Consider the following 16,120-nt stretch of genomic DNA (forward strand, 5'->3'; position numbering starts at 1 on the left):
AAGAAAAGGATATAAAGGCGATCAGGGAGAGCAACGACGAAGAGCAGGGCAAACACACAGGGTTGCCCCAACAGCTTCAATCCAAAATCTCTTAATCTTGTCCACCGTGTCCACTTCTGTCCACCCTTTTCTTCGTCCACTGATCTCCACTCTCTTCCTCTTCAACCCGCAATGCGCGAAGAGAGTTCTTCAACCATCACGTTATCGATGAGCTTGACGGTGATTTCAGGAATCTCCTTTGCTTTATTCACATGGAAAACCGTCACCTCAAAAACATCACTCATCCGCACAATCGCCGTTAAATCCCTGATATAGTGGCTAACCCCGAGAAAACTCAGCGGGAGAAGACATTTGACATGGTAGGGGTTGCTCAAAAAAACTCCGTAGGGCTTCACCTTCAGGACTGTGCCGGTAAAATGCTCCCCGACATCGGGCAGTCGAGCCGGAAACCCGGCATGAGCAAGGGTTGAAGCGGAATCAGCACGAGGAGTATCTCCGCTGCGCAGGTGCCCGATACGATCTCTGAGCAGTGAAAGGTCAAAATAGGTCACATTTGGTTCTGCAAGCAGCTCCCTTGCACTGAGTCCCTGGGTGGAGTAAACAATAACCTCTTTTCCCTTCTCTTTCAGGGCTCTGAGCAGAGGAAGAAAATCACTGTCGCCACTGAAAAGCATAAAGGTATCATAGCGTTCACTGCCGATTAAAGCATCGACAACAAGCTCGACATCAAGATTGCCCTTCATGATAACCTCTCCGGTCTCCTTGTTGACAATTTTTTTGACCGGTTTGGAGATGATCCGGAAACCATGGGCAGTCAGTACCCTTGTAAATGCCGCATTTTCTTCCGATACCGGCTCGGATGCCGGTACATAGTAATTGGCTTCTACCGAAGCATATCCTGTCATAAAAAAAGCCATCAGCCGGGAAAAATCTATCTGCCAACCGAGATGGCGCTGCGTATAAAACAGATTTGCGCCGTCAATAAAAACAGCTGCTCGACCCATAATGTCAGCTCCTCTTCATTTTTTCAGCATCAATATGCATCCGCTCCAACTATTGAAACAACTGCGGGGTGTTAACCATTCAGTCCGATCTTTGGAAGAAGTGCAAGTAAAGGCACCATTGGTCAAGAGCGCCCGGTGCTGAAAGCCGGAGAGGGTTAGCGTAACCGGGTTATCTGCCTTGCCGCCCGGATCACGCGATCACCAAGATATGCTATAAACTCGGGGGCAGTGTTGAGGCAGGGAATAAGTACAGCATCTTGTACCGACGTTGAGGATCTGAGCTCATCAGCACGGCGAATGGTCTCATTTCCGTCGGAAAAATATCCGCAGGCAAAAAGATCAACACGTAAAGAGCTCTCTTTTTGAAGCTGCGCACAGATTTCAGAAAAAGAGGGGGTGGTCCAGGTTCCGCCAACATCATGATTGAGGTATACCGTCATGATCCTGCCGTATGGATTGCGGCTGTCACCGGGAATCAGATTTCCGAGCCGTTCGGCAAAACCGAGGGTACCTTCAAGGCCGGTCCGAAACGGAGGAACTTCACCGTTTTCGTTACTAACCAGTGTACCGTGAAAAAGAAGCAGCAGAAGCCGCCCTTCATCCCTCAGAACCGGTTGATCTTTCGGCTTGTCACCGCCGGATTGAAACAGGTGATCAAGATAAAGCCTGTGCAGCTGCTCATCCGCCCAGAACCTGCTTAACACTCTGACGTTTCCGAGCTCCCCCGGGCTGCGCGAAGATTTCAACCAGGAACAGAGCAGACCGCAGGAAAGGCTTGAGTCAACAGGTGCCATTGAGATAATTATCTGCCCGGAACAGTCACGTGTCTCTTCAATGACGCTCTCTGCATAGGGCGGTGAGGCTGAAAAAGCAGCATGCACCTCAAAATCCGGAAGATCCTGAAATGCAGATGCATCCAGATAGTGCTGCAGGGCTGCGGCCTGCTCTCGGGTAATCCGGTTTTGGGGAGAAGAGCGGGGATCGGTACGGGCACGAATAATTTTTTTAAGCGAAGAGGATACGGCTATCGTGCGTTGCAAAAGAGCTGGAATCGGCATCACAAGAGATGCGTGAGCAAGTGTTTGACGGGTTACGCGATAGTTTTCCTTGAAAAGGTTGGTCTCTGCCTCACCATGAGCGGCAAGAATAACGGCTATTTTCTCTTTTGACGGCATTCGGTGACAATCAGTATCTCAGGATTTCCCGGCTCGAACAATTCTGACATCCATCCCTTCATGAAGTCCCTTGTCGGGAACAAGAACCACTTTATCCCCTTTTTTAAGCCCCAGCAGAACTTCAACAAAGGTCAGGTCACTGGCTCCCTGGCGAATCGGCTGCTTTTTCAGGCGTCCCTTTTCGATTTTCCAGACGTAGTTCTGATGGTTTTCTTCAAAAACCGAACTTTTTCTGACCAGCAGGGCATTTTGCTTTACGTTGTAGATGATGTTTGCTGTCGCAGTCATACCGGACTGAATAGTACCCGCCGGCTTGTCAATGGTCAGATAGATCTTTGAGGTTTTCGTAATTTTGTCCGTCTGCGGCACAATGCGCGAAACAACTGCTGAAAGCCGCTGATCAGGGTAGGCATCAAAGACAACCGTGGCCTTCTGACCATTGCGGATACGGGGGATATCAAGTTCATCGACCTCCACATTGATCAGATAGCCCGCAGGATCAACCACCCTGGCCACAAGCGTACCAACGGGGATGTAATCACCCTCTTTGACGTTCTGCAAGGTCAGTACCCCGTCGAAAGGAGCCTTCACTGAGAGCTTGTTGAGATCATCCTGGCGCATCTTCAACTGTAATGCCTTCTGCTGAAGCAGCTCATCAGCCTGAACGCTCTTCTTTTCGGCTTCATCAAGATCCTGGCGGGAGATCGCCCCTTCATGGTAGAGATTTTTCTTTCTCTTCAGTTGCGCTCTGCTCTCCCGTGCCTGGGCATCCTGCTCGGCAACTGATGAACGCGCTTCACTGACGGCAAACTGGGGCTGTGGACTGCTGAAGGAGATGATGTTCTGGCCTCTTTTGACCGGCTCGCCCTCCTTTGCGCCAATATAACTGACGGTTCCGGAAAACTCTGTATTGAGGTTGGCTATCGACTCCGCCTCCACAAACCCTGTAGCATAGATCGCCTGGACAAGTTCAGCATTGGTCACCTCTCCGGCCTCAATATCAACGGTATTTCCCCTTGTAATCAAAAAAAACACCGTAATAACAAACAGAACACCAAGGGCTATGGAATATTTCGGAAAAACTTTCTGTAAGGTCTTCATGGATACATATCTGGATAATTCAGCTTTGGGAAGTTACATGTTTTGCACTATTTCTCCATTCCGACCTTGGTTTTTCCATAATTTTATCAATCTTTAAAAACATTTTCGATTCCTGCCGCCAAAAAAGGGGCCGGGGTATAAAAAACACTTAATCTACAGTATCAATGGGCGATAATCAAGATAACAGGAAAAGCTTTCTTGACACCGTAAAGTTCGATGAAAAAGGACTGGTACCGGCAATTGTCCAGGATCATGAAACCGGCAAGGTTCTCATGATGGCATGGATGAACCGCGAAAGCCTTCAAATGACCTTCGACAGAAAGAAAGCCTGCTACTGGAGCCGAAGCCGCAAGGAGCTCTGGCTGAAAGGGGAATCATCCGGCAACATGCAGGATGTTCATGATATTCTTATCGACTGCGATGGCGATACCCTGCTCCTGAAAGTATCCCAGACAGGTGGTGCCTGCCACGTTGGCTACCACTCATGCTTTTATCGCAAGGCAAACCGTGATATGACCATGGATATCTGCGATACGCTGATGTTCAATCCGGAAGAGGTTTATGGTAAAAAAAGCTGAACCAATGGCAAATCAATCCAAAGAGAACGCCAAATCCCTGAACCGGACCAAATCGAGAGCCTCGATTCAGCAGATGTTTGATGAGGTTGCTCCGACCTATGATTTTTTAAATCACCTCTTGAGCCTCGGAATAGACAATTACTGGAGGGCAAACGCCACCGGCAGGGCAAAAAAACTGTTGCAGAACACTCCTCTGCCTCGAATTCTTGATGTTGCCACCGGAACCGGTGACCTGGCTGCCTCCATGGCAAAAATAGCGGGGGCAAAAGTTACGGCACTTGATCTTTCACCTGAAATGCTGGTGCTCGCAAGAAAAAAATACCCGGAGATAACGTTTCTTGAGGGGTATGCAGAAAAACTGCCCTTCAATGATGCAAGTTTCGATATAGTCAGCGCAGGGTTCGGCGTAAGAAACTTTGAAGACCTTGAAAAGGGAATGCAGGAGTTCCACCGGGTGCTCAAACCGGGGGGCCACACCCTCATTATTGAGCCGATGATACCGAGAAACGACGTGATGAAAAAGCTTTATCTCATCTACTTCAAGAAGGTACTGCCGAAAATCGCGGGTCTGTTCAGCAAATCCACCTTTGCCTATGACTACCTGCCCCACTCGGTTGAAAAGTTTCCACAGGCTGAAGCATTCACTGCAATCCTGTGCAAAGCAGGATTCAGCAAGGCGGACTATTTCCCCATGACCTTTGAAACCTCGATTCTCTACGTTGCGCGGAAATAAGAGATTTTAAATCACACCGCCCATCGAGCCTGAAGCAGAGGGAGACGCTGAAGCATCGGAATGGAAACAAGGTAACTGCCTATACCGACAATATCGACAAGCAGATCGGCCAGAGAGGCCGATCGGTAGGGCAGAAATGACTGCACATACTCAATGGCAAGGCCATAAAGAATGAGCGGTATGATCTTGAACACCCCGAAGCGGCTCTTCGGAAAAGCAAAATCCACAAGCACGGCAAGCACAGCAAAGGCCAGAAAATGAAGCAGCTTGTCACCGTTTTCGACATGCAGGTTCACTCCGCTCCGAACCGTTGCCTGCAAGCTTATAAGTGCCACCGCAGCGGTCAGCATCAGCCGGGAGAGGAGCATCATATACCGTTTTTTCTCTTTCATATCAGGGCACTTCCAAATAATTTATTCCGCGCTTAGATTGCATCACGGAACGGCATGGTTACTGATTTTCTGCCTTAAGCTCATTGCGATATTTCGAGAAGTTCCTGCATGCATGCTCCTGCTTGAAGCGATCTCTATGGATTTTTTTAATCAGCTCTACCACCTGCTCCGGCTCCATCACATGAAAAATCATGTGCATATCGCCCTTGCTGAAAAGCCCGCGCTCCATCACCTCAAGCTTCAGCCAGCTCAGAAGGTTAGTCCAGATCGCACCATAAAGAATGATAGGCGTTTCGCAGATTCGTTCCACCTGGACAAGCTGCCATGCGTAAAAGAGCTCAAGCAGTGTACCGATTCCACCGGGGGCAACCACTACAGCATCTGAGAGCGCCATAAAGTTGTCAAGCCGGCTGCTGAAAAGGGGAAACTCCTGCTTGATGTCGAGAAACGGATTCGGCTCCTGCTCACGCGGAAGCCGGATGTTCAGCCCTATTGAGCGGCTCTCTGACCGGGCGCTTCGGGAACCTGCATTTGCCGCCTGCATCAGCCCGGGTCCACCCCCGGTAACAATATCAAACCCCTCTTCAGCCAGCCCTCTGGCTATCGAAAAAACATCCTGATAATCCCGCTCTCCCTCATGAAGTCTTGCAGACCCGAAGATCGCCACCCGGTAATGTGGTGTCATTGCCATACTGGATCAGATTTATAACATCGCATCAAATTCATCCTCTGTAACCACCCTCACCCCGAGCTTCAAAGCCTTTTCAAGCTTGCTGCCGGGATCATGGCCCGCAACAACAAGGCCGGTTTTTTTACTGACCGAACCGACCACCCGGCCACCCCGCTCAATCACCAGTTCGGAGGCTTTCTGACGGTCATAACGCTCAAGCCCGCCGGTAAAAATAACGCTGATGCCCTCAAAATTCCGGTTGACCTGCTCGTGCTTTCCTGCCGCACTTACCTGAACTCCCGCATCACGCAGCGTTTCAAAGAGGGCAGCCGATGAAGGCTTTGCAAAAAAGTCAACGATGCTGCGTGCCACAATCGGACCGACATCGGGCACCGTTGCAAGCTCCTCCTCACCGGCCTGCCGAAGGAGATCAAGCGAAGGGTATGCACCCGATAGCTCACGGGCGGTTGCACGACCGACATGACGGATACCGAGTGCGTAGAGCAGCCTCTCATAGCTTTTTTCACGGCTCTCTGCAAGAGCCCGAACCAGATTCTGCGCGGACTTGCGGCCCATGCGCTCCAGATTTTCAAGTTGCGGCTCCTGGAGCAGATAGAGATCACCCACATCGCGGACAAGCTTCATACCGACCAGCTGATCGACCAGCGCCTTGCCGAGTGTCTTGATATCCATGGCGTTGCGCGAAGCAAAGTGAAGCAGCCTTCCCCTGATTTGAGCCGGACACTCCGCTTCATTGGGGCAGTACCAGCTCACCTCGTTCTCAGGCTTTTCAAGAGGGGTATTGCACTCCGGACAGACAACAGGAACGGCAATCGGCTCCGCCTCTACCGGGCGCTCCGCAAGAACGACACTGATCACCTTTGGTATCACCTCTCCGGCTTTCTCGATAACCACACGGTCATGCACCATAAGACCGAGCCGTTCAATCTCATCGAAGTTATGCAGGGTGGAGCGGGATACGGTTGAACCGGCAAGCAAAACCGGCTTGAGTTCTGCTACCGGAGTGATGGTTCCCAGCCGGCCCACCTGGAAGAGCACATCAAGCAGTTCCGTTACCGCCTGCTGAGCAGGATACTTGAAGGCAATTGCCCAGCGGGGGCTTTTGGCTGTCGCCCCTATCCTATCCCAGAGCCGGACATCATTGAGCTTCAGCACCACACCATCAGTCTCGTATGGCAGTTTCCAGCGCCTCTCGGTCCACTCTTCAATAAAGCGGTTGATGTCGCTCTGATCCCTGCAAAGCAGGTAGTGACCGCCGGTATGAAATCCCAGACGTTCGAGCATCTTCAGTCTTGAGAAATGCGAAGCGGTTTCATCACCGAGACCTTTGAGATAGTATGCAACAAAAGAGAGCCTGCGTCGGGCTACTTCAGCAGAGTCCTGAAGCTTGAGAGTCCCGGCGGTGGCGTTGCGGGGGTTGGCAAAGCGGTCCTCTTCGGGGCGGGTTTCGTTGAGGCGTTCAAAATCCTCCTTCGGCATATAGACCTCTCCCCGCACCTCAATCTCCCTCTCCTCCCCCTGAAGATCACCGGCAAGGGAACCCTCAAGCCGCAGGGGGATTGTGGCGATAGTTTTGAGATTGACCGTAATATTGTCACCCTGAACTCCGTCACCGCGTGTCGCCCCCTGAACAAGAAGAGCGTCCCGATAGAGAAGCGTGACGGCAACACCGTCAAACTTCAACTCGGCTACCATCTCCTGCTCCTGCACCCCTTCAAGCAGAAGAAGCTTTCTCAGCCGGTTGCAGAACTCCTCAACCTCCTCAAGCGAGTAGGTGTTGGAGAGGCTCAGCATCGGCTCCCGGTGCCGGACAGCCGTGAACTCCTTCGTAATGGTACCGCCAACCCGCTGCGAGGGGCTGTCGGGAGTTACAAGATCGGGGTACTGCTGCTCAAACGCAACCAGCTGCTCAAGAAGCAGGTCAAAATCGTAATCGGAGATTTCGGGTTTTGCCTCCTGGTAATAGAGTCGGTTGTGGCGTTCAATCTCTCTGCGAAGCCGCAGAATCTCCTCACTGGCACTGATGATATCGGTCATTGATGACAAGTGGTTATCGGACTGGAGACCAGGCCCATCCGGCCAGATTTTTCAGAAAACCAAGCGAGCCCTGAATACCGAGTTTCTCCCAGGTTGCCGTCAGTACCCTGGGGTATCGCCAGGCCACACGAAGCATGACATGAATGAGCTCCTCGATCTTCATTTCATCACGAAACATCGCCTGACGATAGTGCTGGGGCAGTTCATCAAGCACAATCATAACCTCGTTCATCATATCATTGACAAAGTTCGGCTCATCGGTGGCGGAGTTAAAACACATATATTTCATAAGATTGGCCATCGAAGCAACATTCGGCTCATAGGCGCTGATCTTTTCGAGATGCCTTTTTGAGAGATTGTTGTCACTGAGAGCCCGGTCAAGGTCGGCGGTCAGATGCGAAAGGTTGCGCACCATGGATCCAAAGCCGCAGAAGGTGAGCGGTGAGCCGAGTGAAGCGGCATCCCCGAAGAGAATAATCCGGTCATCGGCAATCTCTCTGGTCCGGTTGAAGCCATCATGATAGTAGGCGGGAATGATACCGTAAACCGGGCGGTGAACCGCAAAATCCTTTCCGGGCTTTTTATACTCCGGCAGTGTACGGAAGTAGGTTTCAAAGAGCCCGAGAAGTGATTTATCATTCGGGGAGTCAACCTCATCATAGAAAAAAAGATAGGTGATATACTGCCTTGCTTCGGCAGGGAACCCTTCCCAGATAAGCTGCCGTCCGGTTCCCGAAGTGGTATCGGCCGGCGCGGTACTGACAAGAATTTCACCGGTATCGAAATCCGCATTTTCAAAACCGCTTGCAATGGTGCCGACTGTCGGGCATACATGGGTCTGGGGCATCCCCTCGTTCAACTGCATGGCAACGGGAGAGAGAATGCCCATCACATCAACCAGCACCTTCGCCTTGTAGAAAAGGCTCTTTCCCTGGTTATCCTGAACCTCGACAACAATATGATCATCAAACCGGTAGCAACCGGTAAACATTCGCTCCGCAACCACCCTGCATCCCGGAAAAGCCTGAACTTTGGCCTCAGCCATGCCGAGCAGCCGGTCGGCATCAACCGCACAATCAAGCACATTTTCCATATAGAGCCGCTTCTGACTGCCGTCGGGCTTGTAAAACCCTACCCAACCGGTTTTGTAGCTCCGGACAATGACGGAATCAACCTCCTGTTCGGTAAAAAGGCCAATTGCGGAGAGATTAAGCAACTCCTGGCGTGAAATATTCCAGTCCCGTGTCGATTTTGCCGGCAGACGGCGATCAAAAACCATAACCTTCCGGCCATAGGTTCCTGCCATCACGGCAGCATGCAGGAGACCAAGTGTCCCGCCTGCGTAGATCAGATCATATTCACCGCTTATACGGGCATCGGCGGGAAGTCGCTCTGCAGGCAAAATCACCTCTCTGACAGGATGCTTCACAAGCGACCAGTACCGGTCGAGTTCACTGATCCGCTGAAGATGCTGCTCACCATCCTCAAGCAATGAAAATGCCCTGTGGAGATGGGGATGGGTAAGCTTTATTTGATCGAGTGACAACGGCATAGCATACGTTTGTAAAAGGGTCTGATTGATCACACCTGAATCGGCTTCCCGGCTGACGCTCTGAGCAGACGGTCACTTTCGATGTTTCCGTCAACAAGATGGATGCGCCGCCCTGCACGGTTGGCAAACTCCTCATCGTGGGTCACAACAATAATGGTCTGACTTAACTCCCGGTTCAACCGGTCAAAAAGCTGGTAGACATTGTCTGCTGATCGGGAATCAAGGTTACCGGTCGGTTCATCACCAAGAAGCACTTTTGGTTCGTTGGCCAGAGCCCTTGCAATGGCAACACGCTGCTGCTGACCGCCGGATAGCTGGCTTGGCTTGTTGGTATATTTGTTCTGGAGCTCCACCATATCAAGAAGCTGCATTGCCCGCTCCCTGATCTCCTTTCGGCTGCGACGGCCATTGATCATCATCGGAAGACTCACATTTTCAACGGCATTGAACTCGGGCAACAGAAAATGAAACTGGTAGATAAACCCTATTTTTTCATTCCGGATCCGGGTCATCTCCGATTCACTCTTTTGGGTAATCTCCTCTCCGTCAAGCCAGACTGTACCGAATGTCGGTTTGTCAAGCCCGCCCATCATGTAGAGCAGTGTCGATTTGCCGGAACCCGATGGACCGGTGATAGCGATAAACTCTCCCTTCAGAATCTCAAGCGAAAGGTTTGGAATGATGGTCTGGCGAATATCTTTGGAGAGTTCGAGTTCCCGGCGGATGTTTTCAAGCCGGAGTATGGTTTCAGCCATCAGATGCCACCTTCATTGTTCTGGATTACCGGTCGAGCTGTTGCAACCATGCAACTCAGCAGATATACAAAGAATAATATAATAACAAAAAAGCCTCCGAAACAGGCTGCACTATTAAAGAAAAGGAGCAATGGGAGTTGAGGAAGTGCAACGACGAAGTTGCAGGCACCCTTTCCACCCCTGGATTCAAAATTCATAATCTCCTCATCTTGTCCACCAGTATCCACTCCTGTCCACCATTTTTCCGTCCACTCAAGTCCACTTGCTCTCCCATGCAGAATCATGTAAAAAACCTGAAAAAAATGGCCGCTATTTTTGCGACATTTATAGTATGGTAAACAAAAATCGGAGAAAGCCTGTCCACACTTCTCTCTGAAAGAGCGTGTTACGGAAATAGCGATTAAACAGAATAAAAATGGCAACCTCAGGCAGAAAAGTATGCTTTATGACCGGAGCATCCGGACGACTCGGCAGTGAAATTGCGCTCTCGGTCGCCGGACAGGGTTACACTGTTTTCTTTACCTGGCACTCCTCTGAAGCGGCCGCTGCCGCGCTGCTTGAAAAGATCCGCTGGATAAGTCCGGAATCGGCTATGGTGCAGTGTGATATGGCAAAAACCGGAGAGATCACCCGTGCTTTTAAAATGTTCCGAGAGCAGTTCGACCGGCTTGATCTGCTCATTACCAGTGCTTCAAATTTTTTCAGTACCCCGCTGCCTGAAGTGACCGAAGCAGAGTGGGACAGTCTGGTCGATACCAATCTGAAGGGGACGTTCTTTACCATGCAGGAGGCTGTAAGGATTATGCAGAAACAGCCTTTTGTTTCGCGCATCATAGCCATGACCGATATCTCGGCCGAACTGGTCTGGAAAAATTTCGCCCCCTATACGGTATCAAAAGCCGGAATCCGCCATCTGACGAGAATCTTTGCAAAAACATTTGCTCCCGGTATTCTGGTCAACGCTATAGCACCAGGGACGGTAACCATAAACCCCGACAGGGATATGGACTCCCCTGAGGAGATGATCAGAAAAATACCGCTCAAGCGGCTCGGTGATCCGCTTGAGATTGTCAAAACCATCATCTTTCTTTTGGAAAACGACTATATCACCGGCCAGACCATCACGGTTGACGGGGGGCGCCTTTTGCAGTAGCCTGCAGAGCCCGCTCCTCCTGAACGATAGAGTGCCGTGCAAAGACTGCAGAGTTTTTATATATTGCTTTAGAATCGTTGTAATGGAATTCATCAACTGATTGTACACAATTATGGAACAGGAAGTCCCGGTGACTATACACAGCGGTGAACCGAAAGAACCGGTAAAAACATCGCAGCAGGAGACAAGTATTCCGGATCAGGTAAAAGAGATCGGTGAAACCCTGTCTGAAATATTTGCCCGACTCAGGGAGAGTGAATCCTACGACAAACTTCTTGAGGGTGTTGAGACAGCAAAGGAGTATGTCAGAAAATATCCGGCAAAAGCGATGCTCTATACATTGGGAGCCGGTGCCTTTTTCGGGCTCCTCATCAGAAAAAAGCGCTAACAGGACATTGAACTGAAGGGATATGATGAACCATGAGGGAGGAAAGCATAAAGAGAGCACGCAGGTGACGCGCAAAAACACCGGAATACATAAGCTCCTGAATGAGACGGCAGTGTCGACGTATGAAGATGTCATTGATATTGTCGAGGCAAAAATTGAACTGGTCAAGATTGAACTGACCGATAAAATTTCGCTGCTCTCCGCTGTTGTCATTCTCAGCGTCGTGCTGCTGATCGGCCTTGCCTATCTGATCACAACCCTGGCTCTCCTGGCAGGCGAACTACTCGGGCATACCTGGCTGGGCTATCTGCTGGTAAGCCTTATTTTCCTTTCATGCTTTCTGTTTTTTGCAAAAATCAAGCCTCTGCTTTTAAGAAACATGATCCAGAATATTCTCCTATCGGTCCATGACTACAAAAAATGAACATCTCTCCGGCATTCAGGCACGCATAGAGGAGCTGCAGAACACGATTACTGAAAAGGAAGCAAAGATAAAAGAGAGAGGCCGTCAGTTCAAGGATGATCTGGAAGCCGAGCTTTCACCAGTTGAGCTGGTCCGACGCTATCCCTTCAAGGCTGCCGCTACCACCTTTGTTGCAGGTTTTCTGGTTACAAGAGCTCTAAAGGGCCCGAGAAACTCCCGGAAAACGCTGCCGGCCGACTCCTGTATTGCACAGGAGTCATCTTCATCGCAAAATAGCAGCGCTCTGGCCGCCATAGGGCTGGACATTCTTCGCTCCGCGAAGGATCTTGGATTTACCTACCTGCAGCGATACATCGACAAAAAAATCAGATAGCCTCATCAGCAATGGCTTTTCTCTCCAGGCTCACCTCTCCGGCGAGATCTCTTCTCATGCTGAAGCTCTGCCTTGCAGAGCTTCAGCATGAGAACATGACTTTTATTTCAGAAATTCCGTACCTTCTGTATTGCCGTACCGGCTTTTCAAAACCACAAAGCTGCGCTATCTCTTAACCAGGCTTAATGCTTTGGCATTGCGTTCCAACTATGACAATCAAGCAGAATCCTCCCTTGTTTCAGAATAAAGAGCACTTTTATGTCAACCGGAATGCCAGAGAACTTTTTCATCTGATCGATCCCGAGTTTCTCTCGCTGCCTGCAGGCGGCAGGGAGAGTTTTATCAAAGCCGAGAAACAGGCGGCAATCATCAATGATTTCCTAAAAAAAAAGAGTGGTGATGGTCTAAAACCTGTTCTGCCCGCCCAGCTTCATGGCATGAAACTGCTGCACGAGCTGTTTCACTATGTTATGACAAGAGCAATGGCTGCCCGACAGCCGGACCTTCTGGAAAAGGTCTACAACAACCTTGAGGCGGAACTCTCCAAAACACAATCGGAAGAGTACCTGACCCGCTTTGTCAGCGCGTTTCCTACCCGGGAGATATACAGTGCATTCGAAACACCCTCGGAGTGGCTGAACCGCCCCGGAAACAAGGCCGGGGTGCTTGAAGAGTCCTTCCTTGTCTGGCTCAATAACCAGAATCCTGCCCTTGACCAGTTTTCCGAGCTGTTGACCGACCGTGCGCTGATGAGCGAACAGGCCTACCGGAGGTTGATCGTGACCATGCAGAGTTCAATGAAAGCCATGGGGCCGGTAGGCACTGGCAATATGGACCTTGCTGAACTGCTCACCCAGCCGATACGGCATTCTCCGGCCTCTATCCTTGAACAGCTCCGCTATATAAGGCTCAACTGGAGCGAGCTTCTTGGAGACTCCCCCTTCTGGGAGTTGCTTGACGGTGCCATAGATTTTATCGAGGATGAGGACAAGTACCTCTTTTTTGAACAGATAGCCAAAGAGCGTGAAGCAGGAAGAGAGGAGTACTCGTTTGAAAAAGAGGCACACATTCCAAGCTACAGCTCTCTTGATGATGCACCGGCAAATTATTCCGCTGACTCATCCTGGATGCCGGAGGTGGTGATGCTTGCAAAAAGCACCTATGTCTGGCTCGACCAGCTCAGCAAAATCTACCGCCAGCCGATCTCGCGCCTTCAGGATATTCCGGATGCCGAACTTGATGCGATGGCTGACAGAGGATTTACCGCACTCTGGCTTATCGGCCTCTGGCAGCGAAGCCATGCTTCACAGAAAATCAAGCAGCTGCATGGCAACCCGGAAGCGAAAGCATCAGCCTATGCTCTTGAAAAATATGATATTTCCGACGATATCGGTGGCTATGAAGGGTATCTGAATCTCCGGAACAGAGCCCGCAGCCGCGGCATTCGTCTGGCCAGCGACATGGTTCCCAATCATACGGGAATGGATTCCGAACTGGTGCGCAACTCGCCGGACTGGTTTCTTTCGGCCGATACACCTCCCTACTACAACTACTCCTACAACGGGCCTAACCTGAGCAGCGACTCCCGTTACGGCATCTACCTTGAAGATGGCTACTGGAACCGAACCGATGCAGCTGTAACCTTCAAGCGTGTTGATTATCTGAGCGGCGATACCCGATATATTTACCACGGCAATGACGGTACCAATATGCCATGGAATGATACTGCCCAGCTTAACTTTCTCAGCCCGGAGGTTCGTGAAGGTGTCATTCAGCAGATCCTCCACGTGGCAAGGATGTTTCCCATCATCCGTTTTGATGCAGCCATGGTGCTGGCAAAACGGCACATCCAGCGTCTCTGGTTTCCCCTTCACGGTCACAGTGCCGGTGTTCCATCGCGCTCCTCCAACTCCATGAGCATGGCTGAGTTTGATGCCGCCATACCCGAAGAGTTCTGGCGCGAAGTAGTTGACCGCATCCAGCGTGAAGTACCCGACACCCTTCTGCTTGCAGAGGCGTTCTGGATGCTTGAAGGCTATTTTGTCCGTACGCTCGGCATGCACCGGGTCTATAACAGCGCCTTCATGCACATGCTGAAAAAGGAGGATAATGCCAGTTACCGTTATCTGATCAAGAATACGCTCGAGTTTGACGCAGAGATCCTCAAGCGGTATGTCAACTTCATGAATAATCCTGACGAAGATACCGCAATTGCGCAGTTCGGCCGGGGTGATAAATATTTCGGAGTATGCGTCATGATGCTGACCATGCCCGGTCTGCCCATGTTCGGTCACGGTCAGGTAGAGGGTTTTACCGAAAAATACGGGATGGAGTACGCCAGGGCCTATTATGATGAACAGCCGGATGAAAACCTTGTCAGCCGTCACTACAGGGAGATATTTCCCATCATGAAAAAGCGTCCGCTTTTTGCCGAGGTGCGAAACTTTTTCCTTTATGATGTCTACTCGCCTGAAGGAGCGGTCAATGAAAATATTTTTGCCTATTCCAATCGCCTTGGCAGTGAAAAAGCGCTGGTGATATTCAACAACTGCTTTGAACAGGCTACAGGGTGGGTCAACAGATCGGTCGGCTACCGCCAGCATGATGAGATCCGCCAAAGCTCACTTGCAGAAGGGCTTGCCCTCAGTTTGGAGGATGGCACCTTTGTGATTTTCAGGGATCATGCCAGTAGCATGGAGTTCATCCGTTCAAACAGGGAGATTGCCGAGCAGGGCCTTCTGGTTGCACTGAGCGGATACAAATACAATGTATTCGTCGACTTCAGGGAGGTCCGTTCGTCAAAACTGATGCCCTACGACAGAGTGGCGCTTGAACTGAACGGAGCGGGAGTGGAATCAATTGATCGTGCGGCACTCACCATGAGCCTCACTCCTCTGCACAGGATCATAACAGCAGATCTTGCCGATGAACAGTTTATCCCCCGGAACGAAGCACAACTCTCTGAGGAGACGATTGCGGTGTTTGAAAAAAACCTCACAGCACTGCTTACAACCGTTTCGGTACAGTTCAGCGAGCTGATGGAAATACCCGTCATCGCCGATCCCGGAGTGCTTGCTGCAAAAGCAACCGCTCTCTACCGCAAAGCACTGGACCTTGCAACCCGGTTACCGCAGCAGGCAGAGTCGAGGAAAATCCGGACAGCACTTGCCCTGATTGAAGAGCATGCATCAGGATACTACACGGTAATCCGTCACTGGATTCTGCTCAATGCTCTGCAGGAGATGCTGCAATCGGCCGGAGTATTGCGGGCGAACATTATCGACGACCTCCTGATAAGCGATGCCCTTGCTGCACTCTATCCTGAAAAAGGAGTTATCGGGATTCCCGGTAATAACCTGCCCGACCTGCTCTGCTGCCTGCTCACACCGCTGCCCGAGCTTGACCTGCAAGATCCTGAGGCATGCTTCTTTATCATGCTGAAAAAACTTGCCTCAACTGACAACAGCCATTTTGGCCGGATGCTCCAGTTTGACGAGCGGCATGGAAAGCAGTGGTTCCGTGAACACCGCTTCAGTGTGCTCACCGCATGGTTCGCTCTGCTGACACTGCTGCAGGAACCGGATCTCCCGGCTGAAGCAGCACGGGAAGAGCTTGTCGCCGGTTCGATTACCGTGTGGGTAGAAGCAGAAGAGCGTCTTGAGATGCAGGCCTTCCTTGCAGGATATGAGATGGGGGAACTGCTGCGGGAGAACCCCTGAGCATTGAGCCTCTCTCCCTCACACGCTTCTCGATAGATAGTTGGC

16 protein-coding genes are annotated in these 16,120 nt (G+C 50.9%); 7 read left to right on the top strand and 9 right to left on the bottom strand.

The window, feature by feature from the left end; genetic code table 11:
* Window positions 1-161 precede the first annotated feature (161 nt).
* The 3 genes from G9409_RS01590 to G9409_RS01600 form a co-directional block, all read right to left on the bottom strand.
* Window positions 162-1,004, bottom strand: coding sequence for an NYN domain-containing protein (locus tag G9409_RS01590; protein ID WP_166807132.1), 843 nt, complete (start codon window positions 1,002-1,004; stop codon window positions 162-164).
* Window positions 1,005-1,159: 155 nt separating this feature from the next.
* Entirely contained in the window at window positions 1,160-2,179 is a 1,020-nt protein-coding gene (locus G9409_RS01595; protein ID WP_166807133.1) for a ferrochelatase, read from the bottom strand.
* 18 nt (window positions 2,180-2,197) lie between these two features.
* Entirely contained in the window at window positions 2,198-3,280 is a 1,083-nt protein-coding gene (locus G9409_RS01600) for an efflux RND transporter periplasmic adaptor subunit (RefSeq protein ID WP_166807134.1), read from the bottom strand.
* 164 nt (window positions 3,281-3,444) lie between these two features.
* Here G9409_RS01600 and hisI point away from each other — a divergent pair, with 164 nt between their 5' ends.
* The gene (hisI, locus tag G9409_RS01605; RefSeq protein ID WP_166807135.1) at window positions 3,445-3,858 is read left to right on the top strand and encodes a phosphoribosyl-AMP cyclohydrolase; all 414 of its coding nucleotides are present in this window, start codon (window positions 3,445-3,447) and stop codon (window positions 3,856-3,858) included.
* Window positions 3,842-4,591, top strand: coding sequence for a bifunctional demethylmenaquinone methyltransferase/2-methoxy-6-polyprenyl-1,4-benzoquinol methylase UbiE (gene ubiE / locus G9409_RS01610; RefSeq protein ID WP_166807136.1), 750 nt, complete (start codon window positions 3,842-3,844; stop codon window positions 4,589-4,591). Before hisI ends, ubiE begins: the two co-directional genes overlap by 17 nt.
* 11 nt (window positions 4,592-4,602) lie before the next feature.
* Here ubiE and G9409_RS01615 read toward each other — a convergent pair whose 3' ends face one another.
* The 6 genes from G9409_RS01615 to G9409_RS01640 are packed head-to-tail and all read right to left on the bottom strand — an operon-like array spanning window position 4,603 to window position 10,302.
* The gene (locus tag G9409_RS01615; RefSeq protein ID WP_235923208.1) at window positions 4,603-4,983 is read right to left on the bottom strand and encodes a VanZ family protein; all 381 of its coding nucleotides are present in this window, start codon (window positions 4,981-4,983) and stop codon (window positions 4,603-4,605) included.
* Window positions 4,984-5,041: 58 nt separating this feature from the next.
* Window positions 5,042-5,668: an LOG family protein gene (locus tag G9409_RS01620; RefSeq protein ID WP_166807446.1), complete on the bottom strand. Its 627-nt coding sequence runs from the start codon at window positions 5,666-5,668 to the stop codon at window positions 5,042-5,044.
* 18 nt (window positions 5,669-5,686) lie between these two features.
* Window positions 5,687-7,711 (bottom strand): NAD-dependent DNA ligase LigA, encoded by a 2,025-nt coding sequence (gene ligA, locus G9409_RS01625; RefSeq protein ID WP_166807137.1) that lies wholly within the window; start codon window positions 7,709-7,711, stop codon window positions 5,687-5,689.
* Between the two features lie 13 nt (window positions 7,712-7,724).
* Window positions 7,725-9,263, bottom strand: a complete 1,539-nt coding sequence (locus G9409_RS01630; protein WP_166807138.1) for a hypothetical protein — start codon at window positions 9,261-9,263, stop codon at window positions 7,725-7,727.
* Window positions 9,264-9,292: 29 nt separating this feature from the next.
* Window positions 9,293-10,018, bottom strand: coding sequence for an ABC transporter ATP-binding protein (locus G9409_RS01635; protein WP_166807139.1), 726 nt, complete (start codon window positions 10,016-10,018; stop codon window positions 9,293-9,295).
* Window positions 10,018-10,302: a hypothetical protein gene (locus tag G9409_RS01640; RefSeq protein ID WP_166807140.1), complete on the bottom strand. Its 285-nt coding sequence runs from the start codon at window positions 10,300-10,302 to the stop codon at window positions 10,018-10,020. The genes G9409_RS01635 and G9409_RS01640 overlap by 1 nt, the downstream gene beginning before the upstream one ends.
* Window positions 10,303-10,433: 131 nt before the next feature.
* Between G9409_RS01640 and G9409_RS01645 the strand changes: the two genes are divergently transcribed.
* The 5 genes from G9409_RS01645 (at window position 10,434) to G9409_RS01665 (ending at window position 16,075) form a co-directional block, all read left to right on the top strand.
* Window positions 10,434-11,171: an SDR family NAD(P)-dependent oxidoreductase gene (locus G9409_RS01645; RefSeq protein WP_166807141.1), complete on the top strand. Its 738-nt coding sequence runs from the start codon at window positions 10,434-10,436 to the stop codon at window positions 11,169-11,171.
* Between the two features lie 112 nt (window positions 11,172-11,283).
* Window positions 11,284-11,559 (top strand): hypothetical protein, encoded by a 276-nt coding sequence (locus G9409_RS01650; protein WP_166807142.1) that lies wholly within the window; start codon window positions 11,284-11,286, stop codon window positions 11,557-11,559.
* 22 nt (window positions 11,560-11,581) lie between these two features.
* Window positions 11,582-11,983 carry a phage holin family protein gene (locus G9409_RS01655; RefSeq protein WP_407926790.1) on the top strand — a complete coding sequence of 134 codons (402 nt, stop codon included), beginning with the start codon at window positions 11,582-11,584 and terminating at the stop codon, window positions 11,981-11,983.
* On the top strand, window positions 11,967-12,356 hold the full coding sequence (locus G9409_RS01660; RefSeq protein ID WP_166807143.1) for a hypothetical protein: 390 nt from the start codon (window positions 11,967-11,969) through the stop codon (window positions 12,354-12,356). Before G9409_RS01655 ends, G9409_RS01660 begins: the two co-directional genes overlap by 17 nt.
* 209 nt (window positions 12,357-12,565) lie before the next feature.
* A complete protein-coding gene (locus G9409_RS01665) occupies window positions 12,566-16,075 on the top strand; it encodes an alpha-amylase family glycosyl hydrolase (RefSeq protein WP_235923209.1) in 3,510 nt (1,169 codons plus the stop codon).
* Window positions 16,076-16,120: the final 45 nt, after the last annotated feature.

Origin of the sequence: Candidatus Chlorobium masyuteum, from assembly GCF_011601315.1 — a bacterium.
Classification (GTDB): Bacteria; Bacteroidota; Chlorobiia; order Chlorobiales; family Chlorobiaceae; genus Chlorobium; species Chlorobium masyuteum.